Origin of the sequence: Mesorhizobium qingshengii (assembly GCF_900103325.1) — a bacterium.
Lineage (GTDB): Bacteria > Pseudomonadota > Alphaproteobacteria > Rhizobiales > Rhizobiaceae > Mesorhizobium > Mesorhizobium qingshengii.
The window spans coordinates 18,757-40,303 of sequence record NZ_FMXM01000020.1; the positions used below are offsets into that span (position 1 = coordinate 18,757).

General features: G+C 64.3%; 27 protein-coding genes. 8 read left to right on the forward strand and 19 right to left on the reverse strand.

The genetic code is table 11. The features are described from left to right. Positions 1 to 97: 97 nt before the first annotated feature. Positions 98 to 1,003, reverse strand: a complete 906-nt coding sequence (gene gcvA, locus BLS48_RS25805) for a transcriptional regulator GcvA (protein ID WP_091584006.1) — start codon at positions 1,001 to 1,003, stop codon at positions 98 to 100. A 110-nt stretch (positions 1,004 to 1,113) separates the two neighbouring features. On the opposite strand from gcvA, the gene BLS48_RS25810 reads away from it, so the two are divergent. Next, the gene (locus BLS48_RS25810; RefSeq protein WP_091584267.1) at positions 1,114 to 1,299 is read left to right on the forward strand and encodes a hypothetical protein; all 186 of its coding nucleotides are present in this window, start codon (positions 1,114 to 1,116) and stop codon (positions 1,297 to 1,299) included. Between the two features lie 67 nt (positions 1,300 to 1,366). Here the strand turns inward: BLS48_RS25810 and BLS48_RS25815 are convergent, their stop codons facing one another. Beyond that, the gene (locus BLS48_RS25815; RefSeq protein WP_091584269.1) at positions 1,367 to 2,326 is read right to left on the reverse strand and encodes a sugar-binding transcriptional regulator; all 960 of its coding nucleotides are present in this window, start codon (positions 2,324 to 2,326) and stop codon (positions 1,367 to 1,369) included. Between the two features lie 257 nt (positions 2,327 to 2,583). Here BLS48_RS25815 and BLS48_RS25820 point away from each other — a divergent pair, with 257 nt between their 5' ends. After that, positions 2,584 to 3,216: an HAD family hydrolase gene (locus BLS48_RS25820; RefSeq protein ID WP_091584008.1), complete on the forward strand. Its 633-nt coding sequence runs from the start codon at positions 2,584 to 2,586 to the stop codon at positions 3,214 to 3,216. A 16-nt stretch (positions 3,217 to 3,232) separates the two neighbouring features. On the opposite strand, the gene BLS48_RS25825 is transcribed toward BLS48_RS25820, so the two are convergent. The 8 genes from BLS48_RS25825 to ureC all read right to left on the reverse strand — a co-directional run bounded on the left by BLS48_RS25825 (position 3,233) and on the right by ureC (position 9,480). Then, positions 3,233 to 4,000, reverse strand: a complete 768-nt coding sequence (locus BLS48_RS25825) for a class II aldolase and adducin N-terminal domain-containing protein (RefSeq protein WP_091584011.1) — start codon at positions 3,998 to 4,000, stop codon at positions 3,233 to 3,235. Positions 4,001 to 4,088: 88 nt separating this feature from the next. Further along, positions 4,089 to 4,730 (reverse strand): urease accessory protein UreG, encoded by a 642-nt coding sequence (gene ureG, locus BLS48_RS25830; protein ID WP_091584014.1) that lies wholly within the window; start codon positions 4,728 to 4,730, stop codon positions 4,089 to 4,091. Continuing rightward, the gene (locus BLS48_RS25835) at positions 4,727 to 5,167 is read right to left on the reverse strand and encodes a DUF3995 domain-containing protein (protein WP_091584016.1); all 441 of its coding nucleotides are present in this window, start codon (positions 5,165 to 5,167) and stop codon (positions 4,727 to 4,729) included. Before BLS48_RS25835 ends, ureG begins: the two co-directional genes overlap by 4 nt. Next, complete coding sequence (locus BLS48_RS25840; RefSeq protein ID WP_167365249.1) at positions 5,164 to 5,835, reverse strand: urease accessory protein UreF; 672 nt, start codon at positions 5,833 to 5,835, stop codon at positions 5,164 to 5,166. The genes BLS48_RS25835 and BLS48_RS25840 overlap by 4 nt, the downstream gene beginning before the upstream one ends. After that, positions 5,828 to 6,421, reverse strand: coding sequence for an urease accessory protein UreE (ureE, locus tag BLS48_RS25845; protein WP_091584021.1), 594 nt, complete (start codon positions 6,419 to 6,421; stop codon positions 5,828 to 5,830). The genes BLS48_RS25840 and ureE overlap by 8 nt, the downstream gene beginning before the upstream one ends. Next, positions 6,418 to 7,023, reverse strand: coding sequence for a glutathione S-transferase family protein (locus BLS48_RS25850; RefSeq protein ID WP_091584024.1), 606 nt, complete (start codon positions 7,021 to 7,023; stop codon positions 6,418 to 6,420). The genes ureE and BLS48_RS25850 overlap by 4 nt, the downstream gene beginning before the upstream one ends. A gap of 57 nt (positions 7,024 to 7,080) precedes the next feature. Then, entirely contained in the window at positions 7,081 to 7,674 is a 594-nt protein-coding gene (locus BLS48_RS25855; protein ID WP_091584027.1) for a hypothetical protein, read from the reverse strand. Between the two features lie 93 nt (positions 7,675 to 7,767). After that, entirely contained in the window at positions 7,768 to 9,480 is a 1,713-nt protein-coding gene (gene ureC, locus BLS48_RS25860; RefSeq protein WP_091584029.1) for an urease subunit alpha, read from the reverse strand. Between the two features lie 167 nt (positions 9,481 to 9,647). Here ureC and BLS48_RS25865 point away from each other — a divergent pair, with 167 nt between their 5' ends. Together BLS48_RS25865 and BLS48_RS25870 are read left to right on the forward strand one after the other, a co-directional pair. Then, positions 9,648 to 10,022: a hypothetical protein gene (locus BLS48_RS25865; RefSeq protein WP_091584032.1), complete on the forward strand. Its 375-nt coding sequence runs from the start codon at positions 9,648 to 9,650 to the stop codon at positions 10,020 to 10,022. Between the two features lie 114 nt (positions 10,023 to 10,136). After that, the gene (locus tag BLS48_RS25870; RefSeq protein ID WP_091584035.1) at positions 10,137 to 10,640 is read left to right on the forward strand and encodes a hypothetical protein; all 504 of its coding nucleotides are present in this window, start codon (positions 10,137 to 10,139) and stop codon (positions 10,638 to 10,640) included. An 86-nt stretch (positions 10,641 to 10,726) separates the two neighbouring features. Here the strand turns inward: BLS48_RS25870 and BLS48_RS25875 are convergent, their stop codons facing one another. Genes BLS48_RS25875 through BLS48_RS25895 form a run of 5 tightly spaced genes read right to left on the reverse strand, consistent with a single transcriptional unit; the run spans position 10,727 to position 13,100 of the window. Further along, complete coding sequence (locus tag BLS48_RS25875) at positions 10,727 to 11,032, reverse strand: urease subunit beta (RefSeq protein WP_091584037.1); 306 nt, start codon at positions 11,030 to 11,032, stop codon at positions 10,727 to 10,729. A gap of 8 nt (positions 11,033 to 11,040) precedes the next feature. After that, positions 11,041 to 11,628: a HupE/UreJ family protein gene (locus tag BLS48_RS25880; RefSeq protein WP_091584040.1), complete on the reverse strand. Its 588-nt coding sequence runs from the start codon at positions 11,626 to 11,628 to the stop codon at positions 11,041 to 11,043. Positions 11,629 to 11,660: 32 nt separating this feature from the next. Further along, the gene (locus tag BLS48_RS25885) at positions 11,661 to 11,918 is read right to left on the reverse strand and encodes a DUF1272 domain-containing protein (RefSeq protein ID WP_091584042.1); all 258 of its coding nucleotides are present in this window, start codon (positions 11,916 to 11,918) and stop codon (positions 11,661 to 11,663) included. An 8-nt stretch (positions 11,919 to 11,926) separates the two neighbouring features. After that, positions 11,927 to 12,229, reverse strand: a complete 303-nt coding sequence (locus tag BLS48_RS25890; RefSeq protein WP_023693076.1) for an urease subunit gamma — start codon at positions 12,227 to 12,229, stop codon at positions 11,927 to 11,929. 28 nt (positions 12,230 to 12,257) lie between these two features. Next, positions 12,258 to 13,100: an urease accessory protein UreD gene (locus BLS48_RS25895; protein WP_091584045.1), complete on the reverse strand. Its 843-nt coding sequence runs from the start codon at positions 13,098 to 13,100 to the stop codon at positions 12,258 to 12,260. A 205-nt stretch (positions 13,101 to 13,305) separates the two neighbouring features. On the opposite strand from BLS48_RS25895, the gene BLS48_RS25900 reads away from it, so the two are divergent. The 3 genes from BLS48_RS25900 to BLS48_RS25910 all read left to right on the forward strand — a co-directional run bounded on the left by BLS48_RS25900 (position 13,306) and on the right by BLS48_RS25910 (position 15,620). Further along, on the forward strand, positions 13,306 to 13,560 hold the full coding sequence (locus tag BLS48_RS25900; protein ID WP_091584048.1) for an acyl carrier protein: 255 nt from the start codon (positions 13,306 to 13,308) through the stop codon (positions 13,558 to 13,560). Between the two features lie 5 nt (positions 13,561 to 13,565). Then, entirely contained in the window at positions 13,566 to 14,774 is a 1,209-nt protein-coding gene (locus tag BLS48_RS25905) for a beta-ketoacyl-[acyl-carrier-protein] synthase family protein (protein WP_091584051.1), read from the forward strand. Positions 14,775 to 14,915: 141 nt separating this feature from the next. Next, positions 14,916 to 15,620, forward strand: a complete 705-nt coding sequence (locus BLS48_RS25910; protein WP_091584053.1) for a glutathione S-transferase family protein — start codon at positions 14,916 to 14,918, stop codon at positions 15,618 to 15,620. Between the two features lie 30 nt (positions 15,621 to 15,650). Here the strand turns inward: BLS48_RS25910 and BLS48_RS25915 are convergent, their stop codons facing one another. From BLS48_RS25915 to BLS48_RS25935, 4 genes are all read right to left on the reverse strand, one after another. Then, complete coding sequence (locus BLS48_RS25915; protein WP_091584056.1) at positions 15,651 to 16,001, reverse strand: hypothetical protein; 351 nt, start codon at positions 15,999 to 16,001, stop codon at positions 15,651 to 15,653. An 85-nt stretch (positions 16,002 to 16,086) separates the two neighbouring features. Further along, on the reverse strand, positions 16,087 to 16,707 hold the full coding sequence (locus tag BLS48_RS25920) for a nucleoside triphosphate hydrolase (protein WP_091584058.1): 621 nt from the start codon (positions 16,705 to 16,707) through the stop codon (positions 16,087 to 16,089). Positions 16,708 to 16,817: 110 nt separating this feature from the next. Beyond that, positions 16,818 to 17,912 (reverse strand): hypothetical protein, encoded by a 1,095-nt coding sequence (locus BLS48_RS25925; protein WP_091584272.1) that lies wholly within the window; start codon positions 17,910 to 17,912, stop codon positions 16,818 to 16,820. Between the two features lie 338 nt (positions 17,913 to 18,250). Beyond that, entirely contained in the window at positions 18,251 to 20,065 is a 1,815-nt protein-coding gene (locus BLS48_RS25935; protein ID WP_091584061.1) for a methyl-accepting chemotaxis protein, read from the reverse strand. Positions 20,066 to 20,457: 392 nt separating this feature from the next. Between BLS48_RS25935 and BLS48_RS25940 the strand changes: the two genes are divergently transcribed. Beyond that, a complete protein-coding gene (locus BLS48_RS25940; RefSeq protein WP_091584064.1) occupies positions 20,458 to 21,351 on the forward strand; it encodes a D-alanyl-D-alanine carboxypeptidase family protein in 894 nt (297 codons plus the stop codon). Positions 21,352 to 21,547 lie beyond the last annotated feature (196 nt).

Sequence of the window (21,547 nt, forward strand, 5' to 3'; positions counted from 1 at the left end):
GGGATAGTGCGAGGGCGAGCCTTGCCCGCCGCCTTCGTCAGGTGGCAGGACAGAACGGCGTGCAGGATTGCGTGGGGGGTGCCGGAGGCCTTGCCTCTCAGCCGGCTATCTCGGCCAGCAGCCAATCGCGGAAGGCGCGGATCTTCGGCACGTTGCGGCGCGCCTCCGGGTAGACCAGCCAATAGGCGTGCCCGTCGTCACCCACCAGGTCGAAAGGCTGGATCAGGCGGCCGTCAGCCAGCTCCGCCTTGAACAGCGCCCTGGTCAGGATCGCCACGCCATGACCGGCGATTGCCGCATTGGCCTCATAAGCCTGTGCCCCCATGCTGCTGCCGGGCCGACTGGCAAGGTCGTGCGAATGCACGCCGGCAGCCGAAAACCACTGCGTCCACCAGATGTCGCCGGGATCGAGGATCGGCAGCCGCAACAGGTCAGCCGGTTGCTTGACGCCGCCAATGCTCGCCGCGAGCCTGGGGCTCAGCATCGGCGTGAAATCGGCATCGAGCAGCTTGTGGGCTTCCAGCCCCGGCCATTTGCCGCCACCCGAACGGATGGCGAGGTCGACATCCTCGCGGGCGAAATCCGTCAGCCGGCTCGACGTTTCGAGCCGCACGGCAAGCGCCGGATGCGCGATCTGGAACGAGCCCAGGTGATGCGCCAGCCAGTTCGAGGCAAAGGTCAGCACCGTGGTGACGCACAACAAGCCATCCGCGCCGCCACGCGCCGCGGCATAGGCCTGGCCAAGAATGGCGAAGGCTTCGCTGACCGCCGGCGCCAGGCGCTGTCCGGCCTCGGTCAGCGCGATCTGGCGCGGCCGCCGCAGGAAAAGCGGCGCGCCGACCCGTTCCTCCAGCACCTTGATCTGATAGCTGACCGCCGCCTGCGTCATGGCAAGCTCCTCGGCGGCCTTGGTGAAGGAAAGATGCCGCGCCACCGCTTCGAACACCCGGATCGCCTGCAGCGGCGGGAGCTGCGAAACCTGTCGCGAGCCAAGGTCCGGCATAAAGCCTCCTTATGGGTCCTTATCGACGTTCGATTGGCAAAGGCGGCCGGCAAGACCGACATTCAGCATCAGCCCGTCGTTTGGGCGCAAGATAGCGAAGGTTGACGATCATGACCATGGCGCAGCAAAAATGCACTCCCGCACCGGATCATCGCTGGATTTCGTGGCTCGCGGACGGATTCGGCTGGTTCGCGGTCAGAAAAAGAGCGCATCTCGACATCAGGGACCTCTCCCCGCATCTGCAACGCGACCTCGGTTTCCTCGATGGCAACGACCCTTTCGGGCCGGGCAAATAGCTTGACTGGCCTTATCCCAGATCGGTCGCAGTGCCGTTACAGTCCCGCAAGCGAAAGCGGTTCGGTGTCATCCGCCGGCCAGCAGGGCTGCCGCCGTCCGTTCATCGGTTATGAGCCCGTTGACCAGCCGCCTGTTCACCGCCGCCAGGATACCCGGCAGCTTGCGCTCGCCCATGGCAAGCGCGATGACCAGCGATTTTTCGCGTGACGGCAGCGAAGCCGACGACACCCGGTCGTTGGTGATGCCTTCGATCATGCGGCCTTCGCGATCAAACACCCAGCCGACGATTTCGGCGATGCCGCCGGCCTTCTGCAGCGCCTTCAACTCGCTTTCCGAAATGAAGCCGTCCTCGTAGAGCGGCGCCTTGGGACCGAGATCGCCAATGCCGATGAAGGTGACGTCGGCCTCGGCGGCCAGCGCCAGCGTCGGCTGGATCATCGGCTGCTTGAGCAGCATCTCGCGCTCCTCCGGCGAAGAGGCGATGACCGGCAGCGGCATAGGGAAGGATCGCGCCTTCACCCTGTCGGCCATGGTGAAGATGACGTTGTAGAAGGCGGCCGAGCCGTCCGGCGAGATGTTGCCGGTCAAGGACACCACCTTGTGCTGCGGACAGTCCATCGGCGGCAGCTGCTCGATCGCCGCCTTCAGCGTGCGCCCGGTGCCGATCGCCATGACAATCGGGGTCGGCGATCGCAGCCGCCGCTCAATCTCGGCGGCGGCCGCCTCGGCGATGCCGATGGTGGTGGAGGATGAGTTGGGATCGCTCGGCACCACCTCGACCAGATCGAGCGCGAAGCGTGATTTCAACCGTGCCGCCAGATCAAGGCAGTTGGCGATCGGATGGTCGACGCGAACCTTGATCAACCCTTCCGATACCGCCAGCGATACCAGCCGCTGTGCCGTCTGCCGTGAGATGCCGAGCGTGGCGGCAATCTGGTCCTGCGTGTTGCCGGCAACGTAATAAAGCCAGCCGGCGCGCGCCGCGTCGTCCAGCCTGTTGCTGCCGCCATCCTGCCGGGTACTCACGTCCTGCCTCCCGAAGCCGCCGGTCATCAGGGCGGTTCGCCGCTACTCTTACAGGGAAAAGCCTCCTGCGCAATTGTCAATCTCCAGGGCAATTGCTTGCGCTGCGATATGCCCACGACGGAAATGCCATCCCTCGCTCATGTCGAGCGGGGGACGACAGGTGGTTTCGGCCCTGGACAGACGACAAGGGATAGCTGGCAGGAAGGTTTATCTCCCGGCGCAAACCCTTTAAGGGATCAGAAAAAGGGATTTTCTGCATGACACCGAAAGCGGTTTTCTGGGATATGGACGGCACGCTGGTCGACAGCGAACCGCTGCACGAAGCCGCCCTGGTGGCGGCGATGCGCAATGTCGGCCTCGTGCCGCCGCCCGACCTGCATGAGCGCGTGCTCGGTGTCGCCGCCTGGCCGGTCTACGAAATGATGCGCGACGAGTTCGGCCTGGATCTGCCCTTCGACGACTGGATCGTCCGCAAATACGAGCACTATCTGCCGCTTGTCGAGAGCCTGAAGCCGCGCCCCGGCGCGATCGAGATATTCAACGATTTGCGGGCAAGGGGCGTGGCGCAAGCCGTCGTATCGAATTCGGACCGGATGATCGTCGATGCCAATTTGCGTACGGTCGGGCTGACCTATCCCGGCATGAAGACGATCAGCCGCAATGATGTGCGCGAAGGCAAGCCGCACCCCGAACCGTTCCTGCGCGCCGCGCATCTGGCCGGTGTCGATCCCGCGCAGGCGGTAGCGATCGACGACAGCTGGCCGGGCGCCATGGCCGGGCTGGCGGCGGGGATGAAGACGATCTTCTGGCCAGAAAAGCCGATGGATGGGCCGCCCGGTGCTGTCGTTATCACCAGCACCGAGGAATTGCGGAAAGAGCTCGGACTTTAGCTAGTTTCCAGAAGGCTCAGTTCCGGTAGGCCGGTTCCTGCTCGTCGAGGATCGCCTTCAACTCGCTGAGATGGCGTTCGGCCTGGCCGGGATAGTCATCCATTTCGCTCGCCGCCTTCTCCGCGATCGCGTCCGAGAGCACGCGCAACGGTCGGCCAGTCCACAGCGCCTTGATATAGGTCTCGGCGGCGCGCTCGAAATAGAACATGCGGTTGAAGGCATCGGCGACCGTGTCGCCGATGACCAGCACGCCGTGATTGCCCATCACCATGACCTTGACCTTGGGATCGACGAGCAGTTGCGAGCAGCGTTCGCCCTCTTCCTCGAAGGCCAGTCCGCCATAGTGGCCGTCGACGACATGGCGATTGAAGAACATCGCCGAATTCTGGTCGACCGGCGGCAGGCGAGAGTCGGCGAGCGACGCCAGCACCGTGGCATGGATCGAATGGACATGCATGACGCAGCGCGCGTGCCGCACATTGCGATGGATTGCGCCGTGCAGGCCCCACGCCGTCGGGTCGGGCGCGTTCGGGCCAGAGAGCGTATCGGGATCGTTGGCATCGATCAGCAGCAGGTCGCTCGCCTTGATGCGCGAGAAATGCACCTGGTTGGGATTCATCAGGAACTGCGTGCCGTCATCATTGATGGCCAGCGAAAAATGGTTGGCCACCGCCTCGTGCATGTTGAGCCGCGCCGTCCAGCGAAAGGCGCAGGCGAGATCGACTCGCTCTTCGTAGAAAGGCAGATTGGTCAGCGTTTCTTTCTGCAGGCGGGCAATGCTCATCTTGAAATCTCCGATTTCAGCAAGAATGCCGCGACCTACGTCCGCCCGCAACGGATTTTGGTTGGTGCAGGAGAGAAGCTGCTGTCTGTCAGGCTGCCGTGCTGGCAGTGGTGCCGGCACGCAAGCCGCCATGCTCGACGATGAAATCGATGACCTCCTGCAGCCCCTTGCCGCGCGACAGATCGGTGAAACCGAACGGCCGCTTGCCGCGCATGCGGCCGGCGTCGCTCTCCATGATTTCGAGGTTGACGTTCACATAGGGCGCAAGATCGCTCTTGTTGATGATGAGGAAATCGGAGCGCGTGATCGCCGGCCCGCCTTTGCGTGGGATCTCCTCGCCCTGGCAGACCGAGATGACATAGAGCGTCAGGTCGGCAAGGTCCGGCGAGAAGGTGGCGGCGAGGTTGTCGCCGCCGGATTCGATGAAGACGATGTCGAGATCCGGAAATTTCCGATTCATCTCGGCGATCGCCTGCAGGTTGATGGAGGCATCCTCGCGGATGGCGGTGTGCGGGCAGCCGCCGGTCTCGACACCCATGATGCGATCCTCGGGCAGCGCCTGCAGCCGGGCCAGCATCATGGCGTCTTCCTTGGTGTAGATGTCGTTGGTGACGACGGCGATCGAGAATTCGTCGCGCAGCGCCTTGCACAGTTTTTCGGTCAGTGTCGTCTTGCCCGAACCGACCGGACCGCCAATGCCGACGCGCAACGGGCCATTTTTCTGTGTCATGCGGGAAACTCCGTGATGGCGAGGATGGCAAAGCCGAGCCCGATCAGCAGGCAGAGCGGCGAATAGTAACGAACATCCAGCCGCGCGAAAGGCTGCTCCGGCGCCAGTCGCCGCCACCAGGGCGTGAAGCCGGCGATGCCGCGTCCCAGGAAAACCAGGCCGATGAGCAGCGCTGTGGCAGCAAGGCCTTCCTTGGGAAAGGGCGAGGCGAAGAAGCCGATGAGCGCCAGCGGCCAGAGCGTTGCCAGGCCGAGGCACGCGGCAACGGCGAAACTGGCGAACGGCGTCGGCATGTCATCGACGCCGCGAAAGCCGACGACGGCATGGGCGCAGGATGCCGCATCCTTGCCCGGCCAGATGCCACCAATGCCCCAGTAGACATGCAGCGCGGTGATCAGCAGCAGAACAAAGGACAGCGCGAAGGCAAGGACGATCATGAGCGGAACAATCGCGAATACTGGGTTTCGTGCTTCATCGCCATGACATCGGAGACGAAGGCGCAGCCGCCCAGATCGTCTATCGACGAACGGACAGCGCGGGCAGCGGTCGCCAAGGCCAAAGGCTCGAAGCCGGCAAGCAACGCGGTGGCGGCGCTCTGGCCGACGACGCCGAGCCTGATCGCGGCCTGGACGAGATTGGAGAAAAAGGCTTGCAGGAAGGCGGACAGCGCGTCCTGAAGCGCGATGCCATTGCAGCCGGCAACGGCGCCGACGGCGACACAATAGGCGCATTCGGCCGGCAGGCGTTCCAGCACGGGGTTGGGCCAGGCCGACGCTGCTTTCAGGAAGGCGGCGCCCTGCAGCATGGTCTCGGTATGACGTTCGCGCGAGCCGGCCAGAGCCTCGGCCAGCGCGGCAATCTCGTCGATATCCCCGGCGTGGCGCGCACGGCGCCAGCTCTCGGCGAACAGCACGGCATCGTTCCAGCCCGAGCCCATCTCGACCAGCGTTTCCAGCCAGCCGGCGAGGCTGCCGGCATCGGCAACCAGCCCGTCGTGCACCGCGCGCTCGAGACCGTGGCTGTAGGAAAAGCCTCCGACCGGAAAGGCCGGCGACAGCCACGCCATTAGCCGCAAGAGCGCGATGTTGGAAGGCTGGTCAGTCATGGTCGTGGTGGTGGCCGGCGTGGCTGTGCGAATGGGAGTGCGCTTCGCCATGGCCATGGCTGTGCGCTTCGGCGTGGCTGTGTGCATGCGCCTCTGCATGACCATGGCCGTGATCGTGCCCGCCGGAATAGGCGCCGCGCACCGGCTTGAACGGTTCGGACACGTCGCGCACCGTGGCGCCCAGCCCCTCCAGCATCGCCTTGATGACATGGTCGCGCAGGATGAGGATGCGCCCGGCCTCGATGCTTGCCGCGAGATGGCGGTTGCCGATATGCCAGGCGAGCTCGCTCAGATGCACGGCATCGCGGGCGCGGATGTCATAGACATCTTCCGGTGCCGCGATGATCTCGATATGGCGACCATCCTCCAGCACCAGACGGTCGCCATCGTTCAACGCGACAGGCGCGGGCAGGTCGACCAGCACCTTGCTGCCGTCGGCAAGTTCGATGGCCCGGCGGCGCAGATGTCGCTCGTCATGGGCGAGAACGGCACGACCGGATGGCGCGGTGGTTCCGGCGCCGCCGGCAGGCAGCACCGAGACAGCACGCGGGAATTTGGTGAAGTCGGTGTTGAGATTGAGCTTCATTTCAGGGAGCCTCCATTGGCCTGCGCCCGCGCCCGCGCGGGCCGCGCCAGCACCCGGTCGAAATAGCCGTTGACGCGCTCGGACTCGATCGGGAATTTTCCCGCGCGAGCCCAGCCGCCCATGTCGCCGAGCAACACGTCGACGGCGGAAAACCGGTCGCCCAGCGCAAAGGGCTTGTCGCCAAGCCGGCGGTCCAGTGCCTTGACCTCCGTGGCAAAGTCGTGAGCCGCGGCGGGGCCGACATCGACCCGCACATCCTTCGGCAGCAGGAACCGGTGGCGCAATTTGTTCCACAGCGGCGCTTCGAATTCCGATTGGGCAAAATGCATCCAGGAATCCATCTCGGCGCGGCCGGCAACGCCCTGGTTTGCACCCATTCCCATCTCCGCGTGCTTGTCGGCCAGATAGACGCAGATCGCCGCCGAATCCGTTACCGTAAGGTCGCCATCGATCAGGATCGGCACCTTGCCCGACGGGTTCAACGCATAGGCTTCCGGCGAACGCAATTTGACCTCGACGAATTCATAGGGCTGCCCGAGTTCCTCGAGCATCCAGAGAACGCGGCTGACCCGGGACCCACGCGATCCGACGGCCTTGTACATTGTTGAACCCTGCTTTCTCAGAAGCCTAGACCATACCAGCGGTCCACCCAACGCCGCTCAAACGATCGTGTCGAAGAGCCGCAGGATGAACGATATCTGATAGACGAGCGCGGCCGCGACAAAGGCGATGTGGAAGCGGCGGTCGCGCACCAGGATCGCGACGATACAGAGCACGACGAAGACCGGCGTGCGGAACAGGTACTCGTTGCCGAAGCGGGCGAAATGCTCCGGCCCCTTCAGGAGCGTATCGATGACGTCGAGCAGATAGGTCGCTGCCAAAAGGCCGAAGAACCAGCCCCGGCGCGAGTAGAAGAAATCCTCGTAGCTGGTGTAGTCCAGCATGGAATCCGGAAACAGCAGCGCGCAGAGCAGGAACAGCGTGATCGCGTAGAAGATGATGAACAGGTACTTGCCGAAGGTCCAGGTCTCGATGGCGTAGAGGCCGAACTCCCACCACCAGAAATGCACTAGCATCAAAAGCACCGAGGCGACCCAGGCCAGATGCACGGGATAGAGCTTGTACTGGCCGGGATGCTGGACGATGCGCGCCAGTCCCGACAAAAGGCGGGTGACGCCGAGCCCGATCACCATGCCCATGACGATGCGGATATGCGGGAAGACGTCGTGGGCAGAGGCGATTTCGGTGGCCATGGCTAGTCATGCGGTTCATTGAGCCGCATATTGCGGCGTCCGGTCACCAGCCGCAACGGATTTTGCACCGGTCGGCCCGATCCCCATTTCGCGTCAAAACAGAAAGTATCGTTGCGCCATCGGCAGCACGGTTGCCGGCTCGCAGGTCAGCAGTTCGCCGTCGGCGCGGACCTCGTAGGTCTCGGGATCGACCTCGATATGCGGCGTGGCGTCGTTGAGCACCATCGAATGCTTGCCGATGCCGCCACGGGTGTTTTCCACGGCGACGAACTGCTTGTCGACGCCGAGCCTGCCATGCAGACCTGACTCGAGCGCGGCTTTCGAGACGAAAGTCACCGACGAGTTGGTCCTTGCCTTGCCATAGGCGCCGAACATCGGCCGGTAGTGCATTGGCTGCGGCGTCGGGATCGAGGCGTTGGGGTCGCCCATCGGGGCGGCGGCGATCATGCCGCCGATCAGCACCATGTCCGGCTTGACGCCGAAGAAGGCCGGGTTCCACAGCACCAGGTCGGCGCGCTTTCCGACCGCGATCGAGCCGATGTCCTTCGACAGCCCGTGCGCGATCGCCGGATTGATCGTGTATTTGGCGATGTAGCGGCGGACGCGGAAATTGTCGTTGTTGCCGGTTTCCTGCGGCAGCGAGCCGCGCTGGCGCTTCATCTTGTCGGCGGTCTGCCAGGTACGGATCGCCACTTCGCCGACGCGGCCCATGGCCTGGCTGTCCGAGGAGATGATCGAGAACGCGCCGATGTCGTGCAGGATGTCTTCCGCCGCGATGGTCTCCTTGCGGATGCGGCTTTCGGCAAAGGCGATGTCCTCGGGGATCGACGGCGACAGGTGATGGCAGACCATCAGCATGTCGAGATGCTCGGCCAGCGTGTTGACCGTGTAGGGCCTTGTCGGATTGGTCGAGGACGGGATGACGTTGGGCAGGCCGCAGACCTTGATGATGTCGGGCGCGTGGCCGCCACCGGCGCCTTCGGTGTGGAAGGCGTGGATGGTGCGGCCCTTGATCGCCGCCACCGTGTTCTCGACAAAGCCGGATTCATTCAGCGTGTCGGTGTGGATCATCACTTGCACGTCGTAGTCGTCGGCGACCGACAGGCAGCAGTCGATCGCCGCCGGCGTCGTGCCCCAGTCCTCGTGCAGCTTGAGCGAACAGGCACCGCCCAGCACCATTTCCTCGAGCGCTGCGGGCAGCGACGCATTGCCCTTGCCCGACAGGCCGATATTCATCGGAAAGGCGTCGAACGACTGGATCATGCGGGCCATGTGCCACGGCCCCGGCGTGCAGGTCGTTGCCAGCGTGCCGTGCGCCGGGCCGGTGCCGCCGCCCAGCATGGTGGTGATGCCGCTCATCAGCGCTTCCTCGATCTGCTGCGGGCAGATGAAATGGATGTGCGCGTCGAAGCCGCCGGCGGTCAGGATCTTGCCTTCGCCGGCGATGATCTCGGTGCCGGGGCCGATGATGATGGTGACACCATTCTGCGTGTCCGGATTGCCGGCCTTGCCGATGGCGGCGATGCGGCCGTCGCTCAGGCCGATATCGGCCTTGAAGATGCCGGCGCTGGCATCGACCACCAGCGCGTTGGTGATGACGGTGTCGACGGCGCCCTGTGCCCGCGACACCTGGCTCTGGCCCATGCCGTCGCGGATGACCTTGCCGCCGCCGAACTTCACCTCCTCGCCATGGATGGTGAAATCCTTCTCGACCTCGATGAACAGCTCGGTGTCGGCGAGCCGCACCCTGTCGCCGACAGTCGGACCATACATCTGCGCGTAGGCGGCGCGGTTGATTCTAGCCATCAGCAATTGCTCCCGAAATACGCTCTGGCCGCAGCCGAACTCCATGGCGTCGCCATCCTATGGTCATGCAATGACCCGCTGGGCGACACCTTCTGATCCCATTTCCCGGTTGAGGTAGGCCGGCCACCCCAAAACGACCGTTTGTCAATCGATGGAAAGGAAAATCCATGCGCAAGATGATACTTCTCGCGGCGGCCAGCCTGATGCTGGCGAGCGCCGCCAGTGCCCAGCAACAGCCCACGCCGGCTCAAACGCCCGCCGCGCCCACGCCAGCGGCACCCGGTGCGCCGGCGCCCGCGCCGACGATCCAGAGCGTCAACATCGTCGACATCAAGGAACTGCCCGAAGCCACGCAGACGCAGGTCAACCAGGTGATCGCCAAGCGTGGCGACGCCGGCCTGCAGAAACTGCGCAGTTCGATCGACTCCACGCCCGAGGTCAAGTCGGCGCTCGAAGCCAAGGGGCTTACCTCGGCGCAAGTGATCGCGGCCAGCATGCAGCCCAACGGCGCGCTGACCCTGATCACCAAGAAGGCAAGCTGATGACGCGGCGCGGCGGGCCAAATTGCGGCCCGCCGGCCGCATCGGCAAGGGAACCGTGGCAGGGCCGGAGTCGTTTCGCTTCCTGAGTGCCGAAACAAATCTCGAAAGCGAGCGATGTCCACCACCACCACCACCTTGCCCGACGCCCGATGGCTGCATGCCATTGCGGCGACTGCGTTTCTGGCAGTGAGCCTCCTCCCCCACGCCGCGCTGAATGCGCAGGGCCTTGAAAGCCCGGAGACCGTCAACCGTATCATCGGCTCGGAGGTCAGGCAGGAAGAGGCCAAGGCCAACGCCGAAGCTGGGAACGTCAACACAGCGATAGAGCGGACGCGTGAGAACATCGGCACCGTGCGCAAGACGTCCAAGCTCGACAAGGTCGATATCGTGTTCCTCACCGACGCCGCGCGCAGCGCAGGCGGCCCGCCGCCGGTTATCGAGAGCAAGCTCAAGCAGCATCAGGACGACATTGCTGAACTGCGCAAAGAGATCGAGGCCAACGCCCTGCTGTTCAACGCCATCGAGTCGCGGCGCCTGCTTGCCGAGGATGTTCTCGCCGTCGAATTCGACGATCCAGGAAAGATCATCATCTACGCCGCGGCAAAGCCGTCGAACTGAGTCGAAAGCGCCACTTGTTTTTATGCATGTCGGTGCCCTAACACCGCTCGACACTTTTGGGCGACGCGCATAAGACGCCATCGATCTCACAGCTTCCCCATCACCTTCTGCTGAAAACCGTAGACCTCGCGCTTGCCGCCGAGCGGCACCAGCGTCACGTCACGCTCTTGGCCTGGCTCGAAGCGCATGGCCGTGCCGGCGGCAATGTCGAGGCGCATGCCCCTGGCACGATCGCGGTCGAACTTCAGCCCTTCATTGGTCTCGAAGAAATGGTAGTGGCTGCCGACCTGGATCGGCCGGTCGCCGCTGTTGGCCACTTTCATGGTGAGGGTCGGCAGGCCCTTGTTCAGCTCGATGTCGCCGCTTGCGGTGATGACTTCGCCCGGGATCATCGCGCCCCTCACAGAACGCCGAAGGCGAGACCGGCACCGACCGCCGCGCAGGCCGCACCCGCGGCGCGGGCCAAGCCACGGAACCTGATGCCGAGGCCAATGCATGCGGCGATGCCGATGGCGTGCAGGAACGCGGTGGCAATGGCAAAGCCGGCCATGTATTCAAGCCCGCCGGCGTTTTCCGGCACTTCGGTGCCATGGGCATGGCCGTGGAACAGGGCGAACAGGCCGATGATGGCGGCGCCGGCCGAAATCGGCAGATCGACCGCCAGCGCCACCAGCAGCCCGAGCGCCACGACCGAGGCCAGGATGGCCGGTTCGACGAAGGGCAGCGGCATATGCAGCATGCCGAGCGTGCCGCCGGCCAGCATGACGCCGACAAAAGCCGCCGGCCATGCCCAGATTGCCTTGCCGCCCTTGAGCGCCGCCCACAGACCGACCGCGATCATGACAGTCATATGGTCGAGGCCGGAGAGCGGATGCATGAAGCCGGCCGTGAAGGAGGAGGTCGTGCCGCCGCCGACATGGGCATAGGCCGGCATGGCCGCGGCCAGCAGCAGGATCGCCGAGAGGCACAGGCGTTTGGCTGACATCATCGATTTGCCTTCCGTTTGAAGTGTCGTGGTGCTCACGCGGCCTTGCGGGCCGGGCCGCAGCCTTCGGCCTTGAGAACGCGTTTGGTCGAAGCCGGATACTTTTTCAGCATCGCAGCCGGGCGGATCGGCCGGGCTGAAAAATTACCACCGCAATTGGGGCAGACGCCGTCCAGCACGTTTTCGGCGCAATCGGCGCAAAAGGTGCATTCGAAGGTGCAGATCACCGCATCCGCCGCCTCCGGCGGCAGGTCCTTGTCGCAGCATTCGCAGTTGGGGCGCAGTTCAAGCATCTCTCACCTCACCGGATGGGTTCGTGCACGGTCACCAGCTTGGTGCCGTCGGGGAACGTCGCTTCCACCTGCACGTCATGGATCATCTCGGCGATGCCTTCCATCACTTGCGCGCGGGTGACGACATGGGCGCCGGCCTCCATCAGTTCGGCGACCGGTCGGCCGTCGCGGGCGCCCTCGACGACGAAGTCGGTGATCAGCGCGATCGCTTCCGGGTGATTGAGCTTGACGCCGCGTTCGAGCCGCTTGCGCGCCACGATCGCCGCCATGGCGATCAGCAGCTTGTCCTTTTCCCTCGGCGTCAGGTTCATGTGTTTTCCCGGACTGGCATAGACAAGATCACAGTGACCATAATTTGGGCAGGCCCGCCCTTCCGTTGAGCAGTTCGACGAGTGGAACCAGCCGCTGGCGGAGCTGGTAGCCGTCGTCAGCGTAAAGCCTCGCAAGAAGCTTGCCAGATTTCCTCACGCTCCAGACACTGGCGCTGCCCTGGTCGCCGACGATCTCCAGAACCGGATCGAGCAGGGCATCGGCCCGCGGCGACACCAGCAGCAGCGTCGCCATCGCGATCGCACCAGCGGCAATCGCCGGGCGGCCGAGCATGGCAGCGATATCGGGCCCGATGCGGAAATCCTCGGCATGGATGAGGGAGCCATCCTGGCGAACACGCCAGCGGTCGTGGAAATTACCCTGCGCCGCCCGCTCCCCCATGGCTAGGCGGCCGAACACCGTGGCCTCCAGCACCAGCGCCTCGGCGTTGGCGGCAAGCTCGACATCGAGCGTACGGGCAAATGCCGCCCGGTCGAAGACGATGGTTTCCTGCGGCAGCCAGGCGATGCGGCCGGCTTCGCCGACCGACAATCTGACCCGCACCTCGGCACGGTCGGACGCCGCGCGATAGATCTTTTCGCAGGCCTGGGTCGTTACCGACGCCGAGGCGCCGGGGCCGACATCCACCTGCCAGCCGAGACGGTCGCCGCCGGTCATTCCGCCGGCGGTATTGATCAGCACCGCTTCGAGCGGATCGGCCGCGACGGTCGGCATCCTTATCTTGGCGGCGCCGTCCTGATAGAGGCGCAGCAGGCGCGTGCGACCGCCGCCAACACCACAGGAAAGCCGCGCCACGCCCGCCGCGCGCTGGGCCGGCAGCGTCGAAATCCCGCCATGTTCGATCGTATCCATGCCTGCACGTTAAGCACTACGGCGGCTTTGTCGATATATAGCTTGTTGCTTGACAACGTTTTGGTTTCTATAGAGGGAACCACCTTGGTACGGTCATGCAGCGCTTGGCGGGGGTATAGAGCGACGACGACGGCTTGATACCGGGAGAACAAGGGGCGCTGTTCAATTGGCGTCGGGAAACGCGACAAAGTGGGGAAGAAACCGAATGGCCGACCAGCTGGCAATGGATATCATCGCGAAGATCAAGGCTCATGCCGAGCCGGGCGGCGAGGAAATCACCACCAATACCGAATTGACAGCGCTTGGTATCCATTCGTTGGAGCTGACGGAGATCATCTTTGATCTCGAGGAAGAATATGGCATCGAGATCGAGATGAACACGGTCGATGCCTGGAGCAATCTGAAGAATGTCGGCGACATGGTCGAAGCTGTTCGCGCGCTGATCGCGAAAAAAGCTTGAACTGAATGCATAAGCGCGTCGTCATCACCGGCATGGGCGGTATTTGCGGGCTTGGCACCAACGCACCCGCGATCTGGAACGAAATGCGTGCCGGCCGCTCGGCCATCGGCGCGATCAGCAGTCCGCAGCTGCATGATCTCAAGGTCAAGGTCGGCTGCGAAATCAAGACGCTTCCTGATCACGGCATAGATCGCAAGCAATTGGTGTCGATGGACCGCTTCAGCCTGCTGGCGGTGATCGCGGCCAGAGAGGCGTTGCGGCAGTCTGGCCTGGTTGCGGATGAAGCCACGACCTATCGGATGGGCACCATCGTCGGCGTCGGCGTCTGCGGCTGGGAAGCGATCGAGGAGAACTATCGCGCCATTCTGATCGAGGGCAGGAATCGCGCCGGCATCTTCACCGTGCCGAAGGTGATGCCGAGTGCGGCCTCCGGCCAGGTCAGCATCAATCTCGGTCTGCGCGGTCCGGTCTTCGGTGTCACGTCGGCCTGCTCGTCGTCCAACCACGCCATCGCCTCGGCGGTCGACCAGATCAGGCTTGGCCGCGCCGATGTGATGGTCGCCGGCGGCACCGATGCACCGCTGGTCTGGGGTATCCTGAAAGGCTGGGAAGCGCTGCGGGTGCTGGCCCCGGATACGTGCCGGCCATTCTCCGCCGACCGCCAGGGCCTGTCGCTTGGCGAAGGCGCCGGCATGGCGGTGCTGGAAACCTACGAGCACGCCATGGCGCGCGGTGCCACCATTCTTGCCGAAATTGCTGGTGCCGGCCTTTCCGCCGACGCTTCCGACATCGTCGCGCCGACCATCGAAGGGCCAACGGCCGCCATGCGCGCCTGCCTGGCCGACGCCGGGCTCAATCCCGAGGATGTCGACTATCTCAATGCCCACGGCACCGGCACCAAGGCCAACGACCAGATCGAGACGGCGGCGATCAAGCGCGTCTTTGGCGACGCCGCCTACAGACTGTCGGTGTCATCGACCAAATCGATGCATGCCCACTGCCTTGGCGCATCGGGAGCGCTGGAGATGATCGCCTGTGTCATGGCGATCCGCGAGGGCATCGTGCCGCCAACGGCCAATTTTCGCGAGGTCGACCCCGATTGCGACCTCGATGTCACCCCGAACGTGGCACGCGAGCGCAAGGTGCGCGCGGCGATCAGCAATGGCTTCGCTTTCGGCGGCACCAATGCGGTGCTGGCGTTCAAGGCGGTCTGATTCCGGACCGTCCGTTCCGTTGACTGTCCGTGCACGGCGAAGCTGTCGCCGCCATATTGATCATGCCCTGTCGCGCGCCTAATCCTTGGCCGCCCCCGCCAAACCGCGCCTTTCGGCGCACCCCCCATTCAGGAGTTTTCCATGGCTGACTTGTCCGCCTTTCCGATCGCAACACGCTGGCCGGCCAAGCATCCTGACCAGATCCAGCTCTACTCGGCAACAACGCCGAACGGCGTGAAGATATCGATTGCCCTGGAGGAACTCGGCCTGCCCTACGAGCCGCATCTGATCGCCATCAGCAAGAATGAAACCTGGACACCGGAATTCCTGTCGCTCAATCCCAACGGCAAGATACCGGCGATCATCGATCCGAATGGCCCGGACGGCAAGCCGATCGGCCTGTTCGAATCCGGCGCCATCCTGCTCTACCTCGCCGAAAAGACCGGCCTGCTGATCCCGGCGGACGCGGCGCGGCGCTACGAGACGATCCAGTGGGTGTTCTTCCAGATGGCCTCGGTCGGACCGATGTTCGGCCAGCTCGGCTTTTTCCACAAATTCGCCGGGCGTGAGATCGCCGACAAGCGCCCGCTGGAGCGCTATCGCGATGAATCGCGACGGCTGCTCGGCGTGCTCGACGACAGGCTGAAGGGTCGCAAGTGGATCATGGGCAATGACTACACCATCGCCGATATCTCCCTGCTCGGCTGGGTGCGCAACCTGATCGGCTTCTACGAAGCGCGCGAACTCGTCGGCTTCGATGATTTCGCCAATCTGGCGGCGTGGCTGGAACGCGGCCTGGCGCGACCGGCGGTGCAGAAGGGTCTCACGATTCCGGCGAGGGGCTGAGGTGTAGGTCGCCGGAAAACGCGGTTCCGGCTACTTGGCCTTTGCCTTGGCTTTCGAACCGCCCTTGCCCATGACGGAAGCCGCAAGCGATGCAGCGCCCCTAGCGGCGATGACGACGGCGCCAGCCGCTACGTTGGCCGTCGCCCTGGCCGTGCGCATGGCGCTGCCCGTCAACGAGTCGTTGGCGTTTGCCGGCTTCTTCGGCTTTGCGGCCTTGGCGGTGGCCTTCGCTGCGCCCGGCACCACTTTTCTGGGCGCCGCCTTGCCGAAAGTTGGTTTTGCCGCATCCTTGGAACGCTCGGCGATAGCCGGGCCGGCGCCGGCCTTCGATTGGGTTGCCTTGCCCTTGGCGGGCGCGGGCTTTCTTGCCTTTTGTGCCATCGGACGGAATCCTTTTTTGGCGGAAGTGCCTCGTTGGCGATAACGGCCTGAAAGTCTTAAGGTTCCCCCTGAAGAATCCGTAGAATCAAGCGGAATCGCCGACCACGAGGTCGGCGGCCCGGCGGCGGGCAAGCACGCGGTCGATGTTGGGCATGTCGTTGGAGGCGATCCAGGCCCGCGCATCGGCGTCGGACCGGCCATGGCCGTGCCAGCGCTCGAGCAGGCGGCGCTCGAGTTCGGCGCGCGGTACGTCGACGAAGATCGAGAAATCGAACAGCGGCGCCAGCCGCGACCACGGCTCCTCGTCGAGCAGCAGGTAGTTGCCTTCGACCAGGATGAACTTGGTCTCCGCGCCGATGATCGCGGCGGCGGCGCGCGACAATTCCATGCTCCGGTCGAAGACCGGTATGGCGATATCGGGTTCGCCGGCGCGGATGCGCTTCAGCAGCGCCTCGAAGCCGGCGAAATCGAAGGTTTCCGGCGCGCCCTTTCGTGCGCGCAGGCCACGCCGGTCGAGCACCACGTCGTCATAGTGGAAGCCGTCCATGGGCACGACTTCCACGGCACCCTCGGGCAGCAGATCGCGCAGGCTTGCCGACAGCGTCGACTTGCCCGCTCCCGGAGGGCCGGCGATCGCGACGATGAAGCGTTGTGCCTTGCCGGCACGCTTGAAGATGGTGGCGGCGAGATGGGCGATTTCGGACATGAGAGCCTCTCTGGCGGAGCTTCAAATCCACCAAGTTCCGCATGATGATTTCGGCCACATCTTGGCGGCTATTGGCGGAAATTTCAAACCCTGCGATCGCGCAATCCCGCCTATGAGGCCGCTGGCTGGCCGATGCGCAGGAAATCGCTGTCGAAGGGAACCTCCCGGGTCCAGCCGCCGGCCGCCAGTCGCATGCGGCCGTTTGCCGTCGTGACCGCCTGCGGCGGCTCGCCGCCGGACAAGGGCATGGCGCCGATAACATGGCGAAAGGAAACGCCGCGACCCAGCGCAAACGCGGTCGCCACCCCTTCGCGCTTCAGCCAGTTGTCGCCGATCGAGGCGGCATGGCCGACGGCGGCGCGGCCGTCCTCGATGCCGAGCACGCCGCGGTGGCGGCCGCTCCAGGGCACGTAGTCGCGGCCGCCATTGCTGAGCCACAGCATGGTGATCGGCAGTTCGGCCGGGTTCTTCAGCACCAGCACCAGGTCCTCTTCGGCATGGCGCGCCAGTGCGGTCCAGCCCGGCCCGCCATGATCGGCCTCGACCAAGGTGACGAAATCCTCGCGCCGATCGTCCATGCGGTACTCGGTCAGGTCGAGCGTGCCGCCGCCGGCGGCGGGAAAACGGCTGAGATCGGCGGAGCTCGCCGGATAGGCCAGCATGAAGCGGCCGCGTGCGGGATCCGGCTCCAGCGGGTCGTCCAGCGTGGCGGCAAATCGCTTCGGCGAGAAGGCGAGTTTGCCGCCTTTCGTCATCGCCGTCATCGGATGGTGCGCGACGGAAATGGCGCCATGGCCACCGGAAAACACATGCTCCTGATAGAGAAAGGGATGGTCGTCGCGCAAAGTGAGGATCTTGTCGACGCTGGCGCCCATCACCGTGTGCCGCAGCCGGAACACGGCCCGCCAGCCATCTTCCGTCGCGGCGCTGTCGACCACATCCCAGGCGCTGTTGGCCGGCCAGCCATGCAGCGGCGCGTCCTCGACATCGCTGCGCGAAAACGGCGCGCAGAGGAAGTCACCGGACAGGCGAACGGTGCCTTGCGGCAGGTCTTTCGGCAACGTCTCGGGTGCGTCGACCCACGGCGCGCGATGCAGCGGCTTGAGCTGGCGCCCGTCCCTGTCGATGACCATGTCGGCGAGATGGCCGACCGTGAGGTCAACCGAAACCGAAATGCCTTTTGCCTTGATCGTGCTGATGGTCATTGCGCTCTCACCGATTCTGAGGCGCAGACAGAACCCTTTCGGCGTGGATTGCGCAAGCATCACAATGGGCATTTTGCATCATGTGGAGCGGGAAACGCAGTGTGGAAGACCAACCGTCGAGGGTGGGCGCTGCCCCTCATCCGCCTGCCGGCACCTTCTCCCCGTATAGTGACGGGGAGAAGGGAGGCAGCGGTGCCGCCGGTGCTTTACCTGCAACGCGGGTGATTGGCGAAATCGTTGATGCGCCCCTCTCCCCGTCACTATACGGGGAGAGGATGCCGGCAGGCAGGTGAGGGGCAGCGCAGACGTCGGGAAGGATGAGAAGCCAGCTCGAACCATTATTGCCGCTTGTATTCCCGTACCGGCGATCTTGTCCCGTCGGTGTAGGTGACTTGCACCGACATCGATTTCACGCTGTCGGCGACCTTGAAGTAGGGCTGGTAGTCGTAAGGGATGGCGTAGGGGTCCTTCTTGTCGCAAGCCGGCATCTTGATCTCCTTGTCGAGTGCCGCGCCGTTCAGGCTGTAGTGCACCTCCTTGATGGCGCAGCGGTAGGACAGCATCTGGGTGAAATAGACCAGCCCATGATTGCCGCTGGCATCGAAGGCGATCCACGATGTCCAGAACTGGTCGAGGATCTGCTTGTTGCCTTGCTGAAGGGCAGTCTCAGGGTCGAAGCGGATGTCGAACGGGCCGGTCTCGCGGCCCCTGATGTCGAGATATTTGATGGCGATGGTGCCGGCCTGCGTGCTGTCGGGCAACTCGAAACTCGGATTGGGCATCGGCTTGCCCGTCGCCTGGTCGTTCATCGCCAGGAAGCCGGTGTCGGTGAACGGCCCGCTATCGCCCATGCGCCAGGAAATACCGGTCGCCGGCTCCGGCAGCGAGATCGTCATCGACCAGCCCTGGTTGGAGCGCATCGGCGTCAGCGACGGCACGAAGCGGGCGGGATCGAGCACGTCGCCAAGCGCGGCCAGCCGGCTGCGGCTGCGGTCCAGCCAGTCGGCGAGCTGGGTCTGGTCGACGAAATATTTGAGCAGCCCGCCGTCCTTTTCATAGGAAACGAACTTGGTCAGCGCCCTGGCCTCGTTGCGCTTGTCGGCCAGCGTCTGGGCGCCGAGGCGGTCTTCGGAAAACTCCTGCGCCAAAAGGAAATAGCCAGGCGCGAAATCCGCATTGGCAGCGATGAAGGCGTTGAGCTTGTCGAGGCGCTGGGCGTCGTCGAACTGCAGGATGTGCACCAGCTTGATCGACAGCGCCTTGCCCTTGTCGGCGAGCGCACCGAACACCTCGCGAGCGCCGGTCTTGCCGTCCTGCACCCGAAGCAGCGTGGCAAAGCGCGTATAGGGGTCGATGGCGTCGACATCGAAGCCGGCGAAGGCGAGATAGGAGCGCCGCGCATTGAGCATGTCGCCCGATAATTCGTAGACGCGGGCATTGTGGTAGAACTCGTCCGGCCGCTTCGGCTCGGCGATGGCCCCGCCCTGCGCGGCAAGGGCGGCAAAACCCTTGGCGATGGTGTCGATCGAGGCCGCGATCTGCTCGGTCGTCGCCTGAAGCTTCTTGGTCTGCGCCTGCTGCTGAGCCTGGCCGGCGGCCAGCGTCTCGGTGGTCTGCTTGACCGCCTCGACGGTCTTTTGCGTCTCGGCCCCCTGCTGCGTCTGCTGCTGCTGGGTGGATGCGATCTCGTCGGTCTTCTTCGCCACCGTGTCGGTCGACTGCTTGACCTGTTCGACCGTCTTCTGCGTTTGCGTGACCGTCTGCTCGATCCTTGCCACCTTGGCGGAGACGATGCCCATCGACTGCTGTAGCCCGGCCACCGCTGGCACCAGGCTGGAGATCACCCCGTTCTGCGAATTGGTCTCTTTCTGCACGGCATAGACGCCGCCGGCAACAGCCGCCGCACTGGTGGCGAACACCAGCGCCGGCAGCGCCTTGGCCGCCAGCACCAGCCTGAGCACGATTGCAATGGCGATGATGACCGCCGCCACCGAGGCGACCAGCGCGATATAAGCGGCAAAAGGCGCCAGCGGATTGAGCACGTCGGAAACGGCACCGCTGACGAAAGCGACGCCGCCGGCCCATTTGCCGGTGCGGCTGAGTGATGCCTTGATAAGCGACGGCGCAGCGCCGCCAACCCCGATGTCCGCCATTCCCCAGTCCCCCAAGCCAGCCAATGCCGCGCCCCTTCCCACGGGAAACGCGGCTTTGGCAAGAAGGACAGGAAACAGGCGATTTCGGGGCGGGGTGTGCGGCAACATCCGAAGCCGGCGCCGCCCCTCATCCGCCTGCCGGCACCTTCTCCCCGTGAGGTACGGGAGAAGGGACTTGCTCCAACGCTGGCGACCCCCTCTCCCCGTTCTCACGGGGAGAGGGTAAGGGTGAGGGGCAGCGCCAATGCTGGGAGGTAACGACAAATCCGTTGCGGCCAGTTCAAAACCCAGGGGAATTGCCCTGAGACCGACATTAACCAAATGGACGCATCGAGCGCGTTAAGTTAGCTTCGCCTCATCTCAGCAACAGCATCGCCAGAACAGACTTGCCCTTGTCCAACCCGCGTCCCCTTCCGCTCATCCAGAGATTTGTCGCGGCCCTCGGCCTGTTGCTGCTGCTTGCCGCCTGCACCACCACGACGCCGCCGGATGCGGTGCTGGCGGTGCCGGCGGCGCCGCAGAAATATGCCGCGATCGTCGTCGACGCCAAGACCGGCAAGCAGCTGTTCGAGGTCAACTCGACGGCGCAGCGCTATCCGGCGTCGCTGACCAAGATGATGACGCTCTATCTCCTGTTCGAGGCGCTGGAGAGCGGCCGCGTCACCAAGCAGACGCAGATCCCGGTTTCGGACCATGCCGCCTCGCAGCCGCCGACCAAGATGCGCTTCCGGCGCGGCGAGACCATCGATGTCGATTCGGCGATCCGCGCCATCGTCGTCAAATCGGCCAATGACGTTGCCGTGGCGATCGGCGAATATCTCGGCGGCTCGGAGGATCAGTTCGCCGCCATGATGACCGCCAAGGCGCGCCAGATCGGCATGACCAGCACCACCTTCCGCAATGCGTCGGGCCTGCCCGACGACGGCCAGATGACCACGGCGCGCGACATGGCGGTGCTCGGCATGGCGCTGCATTCGCGCTTCCCGCAGCAGTTCCACTATTTCTCCGAAAGCGACTTCATGTTCCGCGGCAGGCTGGTGCGCGGCCACAACGACATGCTCGGCCGGGTGCGCGGCGTCGACGGCATCAAGACCGGCTACATCAGGGCCTCCGGTTTCAACATCGTCACCTCCTACAACGCCGACGGCCACCAGCTGATCGTGGTGGTGATGGGTGCCGACAGCGCGCGCCAGCGCAACGACCATGTCGAGGCGCTGATCCAGCGCAGCCTGTCGCCGACGGTTGCCGACACCAAGACAAGGCTGATGTTCGCCGAGCAGCAATAGGGGGGCAGCAGGGAGGCTTCGGCTAATCTTGAATGTCTCTGATTGTCCACGCAATGAGCCCGCTAAGGCCAGCGGCCACAGCAGCCAGAGCATCGCCCCTCCGATTGATCAAAATTGCTTGTCCCGGTATGCGAAATCCGCTGTCGCGCTGGCTATGCGCCGCCACCTCTGCTTATCGTCCTTCGCAGCGCGACAG